The organism is Halorubrum amylolyticum (genome assembly GCF_004114995.1).
Taxonomy (GTDB): domain Archaea; phylum Halobacteriota; class Halobacteria; order Halobacteriales; family Haloferacaceae; genus Halorubrum; species Halorubrum amylolyticum.
Genome location: NZ_SDJP01000001.1, coordinates 371,873 through 385,539, shown reverse-complemented (window position 1 = coordinate 385,539; position 13,667 = coordinate 371,873). Strand labels below are relative to the sequence as shown.

The 13,667-nt window shown below is 70.7% G+C and carries 12 protein-coding genes; 7 read left to right on the top strand and 5 right to left on the bottom strand.

Annotation, left to right across the window (positions count from 1 at the left end; all coding sequences use genetic code 11):
- Positions 1-19: 19 nt before the first annotated feature.
- Positions 20-613: a DUF7474 family protein gene (locus tag ESO89_RS01810; RefSeq protein WP_128903968.1), complete on the bottom strand. Its 594-nt coding sequence runs from the start codon at positions 611-613 to the stop codon at positions 20-22.
- A gap of 128 nt (positions 614-741) precedes the next feature.
- Between ESO89_RS01810 and mdh the strand changes: the two genes are divergently transcribed.
- Both mdh and ESO89_RS01800 read left to right on the top strand, forming a co-directional pair.
- Complete coding sequence (mdh, locus tag ESO89_RS01805; protein WP_128903967.1) at positions 742-1,656, top strand: malate dehydrogenase; 915 nt, start codon at positions 742-744, stop codon at positions 1,654-1,656.
- Positions 1,657-2,156: 500 nt separating this feature from the next.
- The gene (locus ESO89_RS01800; protein ID WP_128903966.1) at positions 2,157-2,429 is read left to right on the top strand and encodes a glutaredoxin family protein; all 273 of its coding nucleotides are present in this window, start codon (positions 2,157-2,159) and stop codon (positions 2,427-2,429) included.
- A 71-nt stretch (positions 2,430-2,500) separates the two neighbouring features.
- On the opposite strand, the gene ESO89_RS01795 is transcribed toward ESO89_RS01800, so the two are convergent.
- Positions 2,501-4,195 carry an HVO_2922 family protein gene (locus ESO89_RS01795; RefSeq protein WP_128903965.1) on the bottom strand — a complete coding sequence of 565 codons (1,695 nt, stop codon included), beginning with the start codon at positions 4,193-4,195 and terminating at the stop codon, positions 2,501-2,503.
- A gap of 144 nt (positions 4,196-4,339) precedes the next feature.
- On the opposite strand from ESO89_RS01795, the gene ESO89_RS01790 reads away from it, so the two are divergent.
- The 4 genes from ESO89_RS01790 (at position 4,340) to ESO89_RS01775 (ending at position 9,651) form a co-directional block, all read left to right on the top strand.
- Entirely contained in the window at positions 4,340-5,515 is a 1,176-nt protein-coding gene (locus ESO89_RS01790) for a metal-dependent hydrolase family protein (RefSeq protein WP_128903964.1), read from the top strand.
- A 77-nt stretch (positions 5,516-5,592) separates the two neighbouring features.
- Positions 5,593-7,770 carry an NAD-dependent DNA ligase LigA gene (ligA, locus tag ESO89_RS01785; RefSeq protein ID WP_128903963.1) on the top strand — a complete coding sequence of 726 codons (2,178 nt, stop codon included), beginning with the start codon at positions 5,593-5,595 and terminating at the stop codon, positions 7,768-7,770.
- A gap of 43 nt (positions 7,771-7,813) precedes the next feature.
- Positions 7,814-8,821 (top strand): ABC transporter ATP-binding protein, encoded by a 1,008-nt coding sequence (locus ESO89_RS01780; RefSeq protein ID WP_128903962.1) that lies wholly within the window; start codon positions 7,814-7,816, stop codon positions 8,819-8,821.
- Positions 8,818-9,651, top strand: coding sequence for an ABC transporter permease (locus ESO89_RS01775; RefSeq protein WP_128903961.1), 834 nt, complete (start codon positions 8,818-8,820; stop codon positions 9,649-9,651). The genes ESO89_RS01780 and ESO89_RS01775 overlap by 4 nt, the downstream gene beginning before the upstream one ends.
- Before the next feature lie 25 nt (positions 9,652-9,676).
- Here the strand turns inward: ESO89_RS01775 and ESO89_RS01770 are convergent, their stop codons facing one another.
- Entirely contained in the window at positions 9,677-10,981 is a 1,305-nt protein-coding gene (locus ESO89_RS01770; protein ID WP_128903960.1) for an O-acetylhomoserine aminocarboxypropyltransferase/cysteine synthase family protein, read from the bottom strand.
- Positions 10,982-11,148: 167 nt separating this feature from the next.
- On the opposite strand from ESO89_RS01770, the gene ESO89_RS01765 reads away from it, so the two are divergent.
- Entirely contained in the window at positions 11,149-12,387 is a 1,239-nt protein-coding gene (locus tag ESO89_RS01765) for an SPFH domain-containing protein (RefSeq protein ID WP_128903959.1), read from the top strand.
- Positions 12,388-12,456: 69 nt separating this feature from the next.
- On the opposite strand, the gene ESO89_RS01760 is transcribed toward ESO89_RS01765, so the two are convergent.
- Positions 12,457-13,041: a hypothetical protein gene (locus ESO89_RS01760; RefSeq protein WP_128903958.1), complete on the bottom strand. Its 585-nt coding sequence runs from the start codon at positions 13,039-13,041 to the stop codon at positions 12,457-12,459.
- Between the two features lie 78 nt (positions 13,042-13,119).
- Positions 13,120-13,647, bottom strand: a complete 528-nt coding sequence (locus tag ESO89_RS01755; RefSeq protein ID WP_128903957.1) for a hypothetical protein — start codon at positions 13,645-13,647, stop codon at positions 13,120-13,122.
- Between the last annotated feature and the right edge of the window lie 20 nt (positions 13,648-13,667).

Here is a 13,667-nt window from a genome sequence, read left to right as displayed (position 1 = left end):
GAGCGTAAAGGTGTCGTGCTCAGCGGTGTCGCTCGATGACTCGCTTCGCCGACTGTCCCTTCTCCTTCCAGCCGTAGCCCTCGTCGTACACGTGGCGCTTGGCGTCGACGAGCTCCTCCGGGGTCGACTCCTCGAAGCCGCCGCGGTCCCACGCGCCGGACTCGCGGAGCCATTCGATCACGTTCTCGCGCGTCTCGGGCCACGAGAGCCCGACCATCTCGTACCACGCCACCATCGCGAAGACGGCGTTGTCGTGACAGCCCGGGACGGAGCCGTGATCGTAGACGGTCCGCATCGGGTCGCGGGTGGGTTCGGAGACGAGTTCCTTGAACTCCGCGGCGGTGAGCAGGCGGAGTCGGTCGCCGTCCTCGACCACGCGCTGTTCGCGTTCCAAGGCGCCGAGCGCGGCCTTGTGGAGCCCGCCCCACTCGCCGTGGATCGCCTCGCGGAGCGTGGACTCGGCCATCCCGTCCGGCTCGGCGGTGAGGACGGTGAGGAGATCCGTGTACGCCTTCTCGATGGTCGGCCAGCTCACGCCCTCGAAGTCGCAGTCGGCGTCGTGGAGGCTGTTGGTCGTCCGGCAGCCGGGACACGGGTAGCGGAACGTCGGCACTGGGTGAGCGTGCGCGGCCGCGGGAGTTAGGGTTTTCGCGACGGCCCGGCGGGATCGACGCGGAAAATCGCACGGACGTTTGTGAGGTTCCGAAACGTTTACTCGCCGCCCGACCCCGAGTTCACGGTATGACAAAAGTGAGCGTCATCGGTGCGGCGGGGACCGTCGGTGCCGCGGCCGGGTACAACCTCGCGCTGCGGGACGTGGTCGACGAGCTCGTCTTCGTCGACATCCCGGACCAGCGCGAGACGACGATCGGACAGGCGGCCGACACCAATCACGGCGTCGCCTACGACTCGAACACGACCGTCCGGCAGGGCGAGTACGAGGACACCGCCGGCTCGGACGTGGTCGTGATCACGGCCGGCATCCCGCGCAAGGAGGGCCAGACCCGGATCGATCTGGCGGGCGACAACGCCCCGATCATGGAGGACATCGGCTCCTCCATCGCCGAGCACAACGACGACTTCGTCACGGTCACCACCTCCAACCCGGTGGACCTGCTCAACCGCCACCTGTACGAGGCGGGCGACCGCGACCGCCACAAGGTGGTCGGGTTCGGCGGGCGGCTCGACTCCGCGCGCTTCCGCTACGTCCTCTCTCAGCGCTTCGACGCCCCCGTGAAGAACGTCGAGGCGACGATCCTCGGCGAGCACGGCGACGCGCAGGCGCCCGCCTTCTCGAAGGTGCGCGTGAACGGCCGCGACCCGAGCTTCGACGCCGACGAGAAGGAGGAGATCCTCGAAGACCTCCAGGAGTCCGCGATGGACGTGATCAGCCGGAAGGGCGCCACGCAGTGGGGGCCCGCGACCGGCGTCGCGCACACCGTCGAGGCAATCTTAAACGACACCGGCGAGGTGCTCCCCTGTTCGGTCGTGCTCGACGGCGAGTTCGGCTACGAGGACACCGCGCTCGGCGTCCCCGCGAAGCTCGGCTCGAACGGCGTCGAGGAGGTCGTCGAGTGGGACCTCGACGAGTACGAGTCGGAGCTGCTCGACGAGGCCGCCGAGAAGCTCTCCGAGCAGTACGAGAAGATCGCGTAGACGGCCGGCTCGGCTCTCTCCGGTCGCCGACGGCGACGCGATCTCAACACCCCGATTTTTCCGTGACGCCGGTCGAACTCTGTGGCAGTGACGAGTGTCTACTTACACACCGACGTGCGGTGGCGCGCGCCTCCGAGTGGCCGATAGGCCACGAGGAGCGCGTGCGAGGGAGTCAGTTGCCCGGAGCAACGCGGAGGGCGACTGACGAGGCTGGGGAGGCGTGAGGTGCGGGCGCTGTGCGGGGCGGGACTCAAAGGGGCAGTCACGAGGACGACGGCGCGCGACGGAAGCACCGCAGGGAGCGAACAGAGTGAGCGACCGAGGAGCGCAGCGAGCGCACCGAGTCCTCGCGACTGGGGCTTTGGAGGCGTTCACCGCCGATCCGTCGTCAGTCACGTATAGCCGAGCGACTGGGGCTTTGGAGGCGTTCACCGCGCAAGCAACCTCCGAGTACCCGACCGATCGAAAGCGACTCGGCGCCACCGGCCCAACCGCCACGTATGAGCGAGACGGACGCCTCGGGGACCGTCCCCGTCACGGTGTACACCCGCGAGGACTGTTCGCTGTGCGTCGCGGCCCGCGAGACCATCGAGGGGGTCGCCGCAGGCCTCGACGTGGCGATCGACCTCGACATGGTCGACGTCGACGAGGACCCCGAGCTGGCCGAGGCGTACGGCGAGCGCGTCCCTTACGTGCTCGTCGACGGCCACCCCGCGTTCAAGTACGAGGTCGACGAGCGCGAGCTGCGGCTGAAGCTCCTAGCGGCGGCCTGACCGGAAAAAATCCGCTTCCTCACCGACCGCCGCTCTCCGCCGACCTACTCGGCCGAGTCGACCGCCCCGTCTTACTGTCCCGCCTCGACCGTCTCCGCCGCCGCGCCGGGGGCGTTCCGCTTCACCGACGTGACTCCCTCGACCGCGTTCGACCGGGAGGCGTACCCCTGCCCGGAGTCGGCGACGATGTTCCCGTTGCGGTGGCGGAGCCGCCAGCGCCACTCCCCGCCCGCGTCCTCGTAGATCTCGAAGGCGGCGGTGCCGACCTCCAACACGTCGGCGCCGGGCGCGTACTCGCGGACGCGATCGATCGCGTCCCGCGCGCCCGACTCGGAGGCGTACCCCTCGCCGGAGTCGGCGATGATGTTCCCGTTGCGGTGGCGGAGCCGCCAGCGGTACTCCTCGGCCGCGTCCTCGTACAGCTCGAAGGTCGCGTTGGGGGTCCCGCCGTCGCCTTCTTTGCCGTCCTCCTCGCCGTCCGCTTCGAGGGCCGCATCGGCGGCGTTCGACCGCACGCTGTCGAGTCCCTGCCGGGCCTTCGACCGGGAGGAGTACCCCTCGCCGGAGTCGGCGAGCACGTTTCCGTTCTCGTGGATGAGCCGCCAGCGCCACTCGCCGCCCGCGTCGCGGAACACCTCGAAGGCGGTCGGGTCGACCCGGAGGTAGTCCGCGGCGGCGACGTGCTCGCGGACCCGGCCGAGCGCGCGCTTCGCGTTCGACTTGGAGGCGTACCCCTCGCCGGAGTCCGAGATGACGTTCCCGTTGTCGTGGCGGAGCCGCCAGCGCCACTCCCCGCCCGCGTCCTCGAACAGCTCGAAGGTCGCCTTGCTCGCGATCTCCTCGTCGTCGCTCGGGACGGCCACGTCTGGGTCCGCGGCGTCCGCGGGCTCGGCCCCGTCGTCGTCGGCGACCGCCTCGGCCTCCGCGACCGGGGTCTCGATCCGGAGTAGCCCGGCGCCGAGCGCGTTCCGCCTGACGCTGTGGAGCCCCTTCTGGGCCTTGCCGCGGCTGCTGTACCCCTGTCCGGCGGTCGCGATGACGTTGCCGTTGCGGTGGCGGAGCCGCCAGCGCGGCTTGCCGGCGGCGTCCTCGAACAGCTCGAACCGCGCCTTGCTCTCACGCAGCGCCGCGGTCTCCGCGCGGACCGCGTCGAGCGCCGATGACGCTTCCGACAGCTCCTCGGTGGCCGCCGCGAGCTCCGACTCGGTCGCTTTCAGCTCCGACTCGGTCGCCGCCAACTCCTCCCGGGTCGCCTCCAGCTCCGCGCTCGTCTCCTCGCGCTCGGCGGCCGCGGCCGCCGCCTCGCTCTGCATTCGCTCGTAGTCCTCGCGAACCGGGTCGGTCACGAGCGGAACGACCGTCCCCGCGAGCCCGATGAGCCCGAGCCCGAGCCCGTACACGGCGATCACGGCCGGGTCGCCGGAGGCGGTGAACCAGCCGTCAGGGAAGATGTTCACGAACCAGACGACCCCGAGGACGCTGACGGCCGTTCCGAGGTACCCGAGGTACGTCCCTGCCCGCCGGAGCGGGAAGCGGATCACCGCGCCGAGCATGACGAACGGCGGGGCCAGCGCCGCGAGCGCGTATCCGATCCCGCGGGCGGTCGTCGCCGATTCCGTGAGGAAAAAGAGGGCGACTCCGGCCAGTCCGAGCAGCACGCCGAACCCGAACAGCCAGAAGCCGTTCACCTCGTCGTCGGTCATCGGGGTCCCGATGCGTCGAGCGTACAGTCCGCCGGGCGAGCCCGATTGTTTATCGCTTGCCATGAGGATGGAGTCGGCGGCCGCCCGGTTATAGGTGCGGGTGTATGACACAAACTAACACACAACAGACTACCGCGTCCCGAAATCCCCTTCTGACGGACTACCGCGACCCGATCGTTTACGGGTCGAACGCTCCCCTGTGAGAGCATGCACATGATTCGAGGCGGACGAGTGGTCGACGCCGACGGAACCCGCGAGGCGGACGTGGCGGTCGCGGACGGCGAGATCGTCGCGGTCGGGCCGGACGCGGTCGAGGAGATCGGCGGCGAGGGCGCGGTCGACACGGAGACCGACGCGAGCGGGTCGGTGGTCGCGCCGGGCCTGATCGACGCGCACGTCCACGTCATGATGGACGGGCGGCCCGACGTGGCCTCCGCGGTCTCCGACAGCGACTACACCGCGAGCTACCGGGCGGCCGGCAACCTCCGAGACGCCCTCGAAGCGGGGGTCACGACCGTCCGCGATCTGGGGAGCCGCGGGACGCTCGCGCTCGACGCGGGCGAGGCGGTCGCCGCCGGCGACATCGACGGCCCGCGCGTCCTCGCGTGCGGCCGCAACGTGATCATGACCGGCGGCCACGGCAACTGGTTCGGGCGCGAGGCCGACGGCCCGGCCGAGGTCCGGAAGGCGGCCCGCGAGCAGCTGCAGGCGGGCGCGGACGTGCTCAAGTGTATGGCGACCGGCGGCGTCCTCACCGAGGGCGCGGTGACCGGCGCCCCGGAGCTGACCCCCGAGGAGCTCGCGGCGTTCACCGACGCCGCCGCGCCCACCGACACCCCGACCGCGGCCCACGCGCACGGCGAGGTGGGCATCAAAAACGCGGTCGAGGCCGGCGTTTCGAGCGTCGAGCACGGCACCTTCATGGACCGCGAGGCCGCCGAGATGATGGCCGACCGCGGCACCTACTGGGTCCCGACCGCGAGCGCGCTCCGCGGGATCGTCGACCACGGCGTCGAGGCCGGCATTCCGGAAGACGCCGTCCGAAAGGCCGAGGACGCCGCCGACCGCTTCGACGACGCGTGGGACCGCGCGCTGGACGCCGACGTGCCGATCGCGATGGGGACCGACGCCGGCACTCCATTCAACTTCTTCGGGGACATCCCCAAGGAACTGGCGTACATGGTCGACTACGGGCTCTCGCCGGAGGGCGCGCTGGAAGCGGCCACCGTCAACGCCGCCGCCCTGCTCGGGCTCGACGACGTGGGGCGAATCGCGGAGGGGTACCGCGCCGACCTCGTCGTCCTCGACGCCGACCCGACCGAGGACGTGACCGCGTGGCAGGAGCCGGCGGCGGTGTTCGCCGCGGGCGAGCGGGCGGCGTAAGCCGCCGATCTCGCCGTTCATCGCCGGCCCGCCCCCGAACGGTCGCTTTTAACCCGAGCCGACGCAAGGATCGGCCGATGACGAGCGCGCACTCCGGGTCGTCGCCCCGGCACGCGGACCCGGACGAGAACCCCTATGTCGAGTCGCCGCCGACCGACTTCGATCCGGTCGCGGACCTCTCCGACGACGAGGCCGCCGAGCAGGCGTCGCTGCTCCGGGCGGCGGTCCGCGAGCACGACTACCGGTACTACGTGGAGGCCGACCCCCTAATCGCCGACGAGACGTACGACCGGCTGTTCGCCCGGCTGCAGGACCTCGAAGACGCGTTCGACCTGTCGACGGAGAACTCCCCGACCCGCCGGGTCGGCGGCGAGCCGCTCGACGAGCTGGAGACGGTCGAGCACGTCGCACCGATGCGTTCCATCGACAACGCGACCGAGGCGGAGGCGGTCCGCGAGTTCGACGAGCGCGTCCGAAGCGGGGTCGACGCGGCGGGATTCGACCCCGACGCGGTCGAGTACGTCTGCGAACCGAAGTTCGACGGGCTCTCCGTCGAGGTGGTGTACGAGGACGGCGAGTACGTCCGCGCGGCCACCCGCGGCGACGGGACCGAGGGCGACGACGTGACCGAGCAGGTCCGGACGATCCGTTCGGTTCCGGGGAAACTGCGCGGGGACCCGCCGAGCCGGCTCGCGGTCCGCGGGGAGGCGTACATGCCCCGAGACGCGTTCGAGGCGTACAACGAGGAGCTGATGGAGCGCGGCGAGGAGCCGTTCGCGAACCCCCGCAACGCCGCCGCCGGCACCCTCCGCCAGCTCGACCCGTCGGTCGTCGCAGAGCGCCCTCTCGAGATCTTCTTCTTCGACGTGTTGGGGTGGGAGACCGGCGATGAGGAGGGGGGACGAGACGAAGCCGACGCCGACCCCCCCGACCCCCCCGAGCGCCCCGACACCCACTGGGCCGAGTTCGACGCGTTCGACGCCTTCGGGCTCCGGCGCACCGACCGGGTCGAGCGCGCCGACGACATCGAAGGCGCGCTCGACTACCGCGACCGGCTCATGGCCGACCGCGAGAACCTGAACTTCGCGATCGACGGGGTCGTCATATCGGTGGACGACCGCGCCCACCGCGAGGCGCTCGGATCGACCTCGCGGGCGCCGCGCTGGGCGTTCGCGTACAAGTTCCCGCCGCGAACCGCGACGACGACGGTGGAGGGCGTCACGGTGCAGGTGGGCCGGACGGGGCGGCTCACTCCCGTCGCCGAACTGAAACCGGTCGACGTGGGCGGCGTCACCGTGTCGCGCGCGACCCTCCATAACCCGGCCGAGATCGAGGCGCTCGGCGTGAACGTCGGCGACCGCGTGCGGATCTACCGCGCCGGCGACGTGATCCCCTACGTCCCCGAGGTGGTCGAGAAGCGCTCCGAGGGAACCTACGCCTTCCCCGAGACCTGTCCGGTCTGTGATGCCCCGGTCGAGCGCGACGGCCCGCTCGCGTTCTGTACCGGCGGGCTCGGCTGTCCGGCGCAGTTAGAGCGGGCGATCGAACACTGGGCGCGGCGGGACGCGCTCGACGTCGAGGGACTGGGTCCCGAGCGCGTCGAACAGCTCCGGGAGGCGGACCTCGTCGAGTCGCTGCCGGACCTGTACGCCCTCGCGGTCGACGACCTCGCCGCGTTGGAGGGGTGGGGCGAGACGAGCGCCGAGAACCTGATCGCGGAGCTGGAGGCGACCCGCGACCCGCCGCTCGACGACTTTCTCGCCGGGCTCGGGATTCCGGACGTGGGCGCGACGACGGCTCGGGCGTTGGCGGCGCACTTCGGTACCCTCGACGCGGTCCTCGACGCCGACGGGGCGGACCTCCGCGAGGTCGACGACGTCGGCCCCGAGGTGGCCGAGTCGATCCGGACGTTCCTCGACAACGCGGAGAACTGCGCGGCGATCGAGGGGCTCCGCCAGCACGGAGTCGACCCCGAACCGGTCGAGGCCGCGGCCGGCGACGCGCTCGACGGGCTGACGTTCGTGTTCACCGGCTCGCTGTCGACGACCCGGAGCGAGGCGCAGGCGCACGTGGAGGCGCACGGCGCCGACGCCACGTCGAGCGTCTCGGGGAACACCGACTACCTCGTCGCGGGCGAGAGTCCGGGGCGCTCGAAGCGTCAGGACGCCGACGCGGAGGGCGTGCCGGTCGTCGACGAAGAGTCGTTCGCCGATCTGCTCGCCGAACGCGGGGTCGCGTGGCCGCCCGGCGAGTAGCGAACCCGCAACCCTTTATCTGAGGACGCGGAAACGGGGCGGTATGACCGCCATCGAACTGCGAGGCGTGACGAAGGAGTTCGCCGACGTCACGGCCGTTCGTGACCTCGATCTCACCGTCGAGGAGGGAGAGGTGTACGGCTTCCTCGGTCCGAACGGAGCCGGCAAGTCGACGACCATCGACATGGTGCTCGACTTGGTCCGGCCGACCGACGGGACGGTGCGCGTGCTCGGACAGGACGCCACGGCCGACGGAGTGGCGATCCGCCAGCGGACCGGCGTGCTCCCCGACGGGTTCGCGGTGTACGACAGGCTCTCGGGGCGGAAACACGTCGAATTCGCGGTCCGCTCGAAGGAGGCCGACGACGGCCCCGACACCCTCCTCGACCGCGTGGGACTCCTCGACGACGCCGACCGCAAGGCCGGCGGCTACTCGAAGGGGATGCGCCAGCGCCTCGCGCTCGCGATGGCGCTCGCGGGCGATCCCGACCTGCTCATCCTCGACGAACCCTCCTCCGGGCTGGACCCGGCGGGCGCGAAAGAGATGCGCGAGATCGTCCGAACCGAGGCCGACCGCGGCGCGACAGTCTTCTTCTCCTCGCACATCCTCGAACAGGTCGAGGCCGTCTGCGACCGCGTCGGAATCTTACGCGAGGGCGAACTCGTCGCCGAGGACTCCGTCGAGGGGCTCCGCGAGGCCGTCGGCGGGGAAGAGACGCTGGAGATCGCGATCGGCGGGGGCGCAGCCGAGGGGGACGGCGCGCTCGACGGGGGCGTCGACGCGGTCCGCAACCTCGACGGGGTGAGCCGCGTCGACCGCGCCGGCGACACGCTCGTCGTGAGCTGCGTCAACGGGGCGAAGACGCGGGTCATCGGCGCCTTGGAGGACGCCGGCGTCGCAGTCGCCGACTTCCACACCCGCGAGGCGTCGCTCGAAGACCTCTTCTTGGCGTACACCGAGGGCGCCGCGCCGGGCGAGGATGCGGGAGAAGAAGGGACCGCCGACGCCGACGCGGAGGATACCGCCGACGCCGAGGAGGTGAGCCGATGAGCCTCGCCGCCCTCGCCGAGAAGGACTTCCAAGACGCCGCGCGCTCCCGCGGGATGTTTGCGCTCGTGGCGCTGTTCTCGCTCCTCGTCGCGGCGTTCGCCGTCGTCGTCAGACCGGGCGGACAGGGCGGCGAGCAGTTCGCGACCGAGCTGCTGTTGCGCTTCTTCGTCGGCCCCTTCCTCGTGACGACGCTCGTCCCGCTTGTCGGGATCGTCGTCGGATACAACGCCGTGAGCGGCGAGCGCGAGTCGGGCTCGCTGAAGCTGCTCCTGTCGCTGCCGCACTCCCGGGCCGACGTGGTCTTCGGGAAGGTTATCGGGAGAGGCGCCGCGCTGTCGCTCGCGGTCGTCACCGGCTTCCTGCTGCCGGGGATCGTGTTGCTCGCGCTCTCTCAGGTCGGGCAGATCGCGACGTTCAACGTCGGCGCGTTCCTCGGGTACACCGTCTTCGCCGCGGTCCTCGGCGTCGTCTTCGTCGCGATCGCGGTGGGATGTTCGGCGGCCGCCGCGACGCAGCGCCGCGCGCTGATCGGGGGCGTCGCCATCTACGTCCTGTTCGTGTTGCTCTGGGGCGCCGTCACCGGGCAGTTCCTTGACGCCGCGAGCGGGCTGGTCGACCCGCTGCCGGTGTCCCAACAGCAGGTCAGCGTGTTCCTGCGGGTCGCGAACCCGACGACCGGCGTCGAGCTGCTGTCCAACGCGTTCCTCGGCGATCAGCTGCTCTCCGGTGAGACCGTCAATCAGCAGATCTCCGCGGTGTCGATGCTCGTGTTCTGGACGATCGCGCCGCCGCTGGTCGGGCTCTGGAAGTTCGACAACGACGACTTATGAGAGGAGACGGCCGCCTCGCGGTCGGTTACGCCGACGCGCGCTCGATCGCCGCTTCGAGGTCGGCGACGATGTCGGCGGGGTCCTCGATGCCGACGGAGAGCCGCACCATGTCGCCGGTGACGCCGGCGGCCTCCTGTTCCTCCTCGGTCAACTGCTGGTGGGTCGTCGACGCCGGATGGATGATGAGGGTCTTCGCGTCGCCGACGTTCGCGAGCAGGGAGGCGAGGTCCGCGTTCTCGACGGTCCCTTTCGCGGCCTCGTAGCCGCCCTCCAGCCCGAAGGTGATCATGCCGCCGTAGCCGCCCTCTAAGTACTCGCTGGCCTCCTCGTGGGTCTCGTGGCTCTCCAGTCCGGGGTAGTTCACCCACGCCACGTCCTCGTGCTCGTCGAGGTACTCCGCGACGATCCCGGCGTTCTCGCAGTGGCGATCCATCCGCAGCGGGAGCGACTCGGTCTGCTGGAGCGTGTTCCACGCGTCGAACGGCGACTGCTGGTCGCCGAGGTCGCGCAGCCCGCGGGTGACCGCGGCGAACGTGAACGCGGCGTCGCCGAACGCCTCGACGTAGTTGATCCCGTGGTACGCGGGGTTGTCCTGCGCGATCTCGGGGTACTTCTCGGCGTACTCGCTCCACGGGAACGACCCGCCGTCGACGAGGACGCCGCCGACGGTGGTGCCGTTGCCCGTGAGCCACTTCGTCGTCGACTCCCAGACCAGGTCGGCGCCGTGGTCGAGCGGACGGCAGAGGTAGGGGGTCGCGAACGTGTTGTCGACGAACAGCGGAACGCCGCGGTCGTGGGCGATATCGGCGATCCGCTCGATGTCGGGCGTGACGAGCGCCGGGTTGCCGATGGTCTCGATGTGGACGTAGGCGGTGTCCTCGTCGATCGCGTCGGCGTACCCCTCGTAGTCGAGCGGATCGACGAACCGCGTCGAGATCCCGCGGCGCTCGACCGAGTGCGTGAGGTAGGTGTAGGTCCCGCCGTACAGCGCCGACGAGGAGACGATGTTATCGCCCGCGGACGCGAGCATGAACGTCGCCAGATCGAGCGACGCCATCCCCGAGGACGTGGCGACCGCGCCCACGCCGTTTTCGAGGGAGGCGATCCGCTCTTCGAGGGCGGCGTTCGTCGGGTTCATGATCCGCGAGTAGACGTTGCCCGCCTCCTCTAACGCGAACAGCCGGGAGGCGTGGTCGGCGTCCTCGAACTCGTAGGAGGTCGTCTGATAGATTGGCGTGGCGCGGGCCCCGGTCGCCGGGTCCGGGTCCGATCCCGCGTGGACGCTTCGCGTGTGGAACTCGTGATCGGTGTCGTCCTCGTCGGCTGGCATACCTCGCCATGCGCGCGCCGAGCGCTTAAAGCCGCCCGACCGTCGCGGGCGTTTCCGGTATCTCGGAGGCGCCGCCCAAGCGATTTTGGAGACGACGCCCCGAGTGATTCCGGCGAAGACGGCCGTCTCGTGCCAACCGTTAACAGCGTCGGGCCGTAACTGAGGCTATGGGAACACAAGGTCCGCGCGACGACGCCTTCGAGATCGAGGAGGGGACGGGGTCGATCCCGGACGCCGTCTGGCAGTACACGGCGCTCGCCGGCGCGCTCCTCGTCGGCTTCGCCCTCCTCAGCCAGAGCCTCGTCTACGGAGTCGGGGCGCTCGCGGTGTTGGTGGCGGCGGTCACGGTCGTCAGCGCGGTCGAGATCGTCGACGCCTACGACAAGGAGGCGCTCACGGTGTTCGGCGAGTTTCGGAAGCTCCTCGAACCGGGCGTCCACCTGATTCCGCCGTTCGTCTCCCGCACGTACGCGTTCGACATGCGGACCCAGACGATCGACGTGCCGAGCCAGTCGGCGATCACGCGGGACAACTCGCCGGTGACCGCGGACGCGGTCGTCTACATCAAGGTGATGGACGCGAAGAAGGCGTTTCTCGAAGTGGACGACTACAAGAACGCCGTCTCGAACCTCGCACAGACGACCCTCCGGGCCGTTCTCGGCGACATGGAGCTCGACGACACACTCTCCCGGCGCGACCAGATCAACGACCGGATCAACGAGGAGTTGGACGAGCCGACCGACGAGTGGGGAATTCGCGTCGAGGCGGTAGAGGTCCGCGAGGTGAGCCCCTCACAGGAGGTCCAGCGCGCGATGGAGCAACAGACGGGCGCGGAGCGCCGCCGCCGCGCGATGATCCTCGAAGCGCAGGGGGAACGCCGCTCGGCGATCGAACAGGCGGAGGGTGACAAGCAGTCGAACATCATCCGCGCGCAGGGTGAAAAGCAGAGCCAGATCCTCGAAGCGCAGGGGGACGCGATTTCGACCGTCCTCCGCGCGCGCTCCGCCGAATCGATGGGCGAGCGCGCCATCATCGAGCGCGGCATGGAGACCCTCGAAGAGATCGGCAAGGGCGAATCGACGACGTTCGTCCTCCCGCAGGAACTCACCAGCCTCGTCGGCCGCTACGGCAAGGCGCTCTCCGGCTCCGACGTGCAGCAGATGGAGGGGTTAGAGGGGAAGGAGTTCGACGAGGAGACGGAGAAGCTCCTCGGCTTGGAGGACATCGAGAGCGCGCTCGAACAGCTCGACACGGTGGCCGACAGCGACCTTCGGACCGACGAGACCCGGGACGCGGACGCGGCCCGCGACGTCGATCTCGCCCGCCAAGAGGAGGAGGAGGGGGAAATGCGCGAGGCGGACCGCGACATCGAACTTGAGACCGAAAGCGAGCGACCGGGCGACTGAACGCGGGCGACTGGTTGCGGGCGATCGGGCGACTGGTCGCGGGCGACCGAGAGATCGAGGGCGGGCGGTTCACGGCCGCCACGTTTCCGGATCGACCGCCCAGAGGGTCCCAACTGCGAGCGCGCCTGCGGTCCCTCCGGCGGCGAGGGGGAGGGGAGCGTCGGACGCGGACGCGACCGACGCGAGCAGCAGAGCCGCGGCGACGAGCAGCGTGACCGTGTCCTCCGTGGTCGCAGCACGGATTACGGGCGCGATCGCCGCCCCGGCGACGGCGCCGGCCACGATCGTGCCCGGGGGTCCGGCGAGCGCGGTCGCGATCGCCTCCGTCTCGGTGAGCGCAGCTAGAGCCGCCGCGGGCGCGGTGACGATTCCGGCGGCGAGGGCGAATGCGACGACCGCTCCCACGCCGGGCGCGAGGAGAGTCACGCGCGCGGAGGGCCCGGCGCCCGCGAGCGCGCTCCCGCCGGCGACCAGCAGCACCGATCCGACCGCGAGGAGGGCCGGTGCGGCGACCCAAGAGAACGGCGAGGGAGCGATGAGCGACGCGTCGGCCGACGCGGGGGCGACCGTGGGCGCGACGACGACCGCGAGGCCGAGCGCGGCCACACCGGCGACGAGGAGGACCGATCCGAGAAGCCGACTGCGGAGTGACATGGTCGCCCGAACGCGTCGCGGCCACAAAACGATCGCGGGACCGAGTCGAGGCGGAAGTCCCGCGGACCCCGCCCGCGCTCACACCGTGATGCCGGCACGCTCGCCGCCGATGGTGACGATCACCCGCTCCGGCGGGCCGCGCTCGTCCGAGAGCCGCAACAGGAGCGTCTTGACGACCGGGTTGTCGGTCTCGATCTCACCGCGGACCCCCGCTTGGTCGACGGCGACCCGGAGGTCGCGGTCCCCGGTGCGGCTGATCCCGCCGAGCCGCAGCTGGACCTCGGGCGCCGTGAGCCGCTGTGCGACCACGAGGACCGCGTCGCCGCCGTCGTCGACGAAGTCGGTTCGATCGACGAACCGAAGCGTCTCGGCCGTGTCGGGGCGGACCGCGCCGCGGGCCGCCGCCGCGGACCGGAAAGAGGCCGCGTGCGTCAACAGCTCGGCCGGACGGGCGCGGACGCTGCGGCCGTCGACCAGCGGGTTCCCGTCGACGTAGCGGCTCCGGACCGCGAGGTCGCGAGGGGTGGAGGCGGCAATGTCGTGGAGGCGGTCGGTACAGCCCGCGCTGGCGACGGCGAGGCCGGCCACCACTGCGCGGCGCTTCATGTGACGCGTTCCGACGGTCG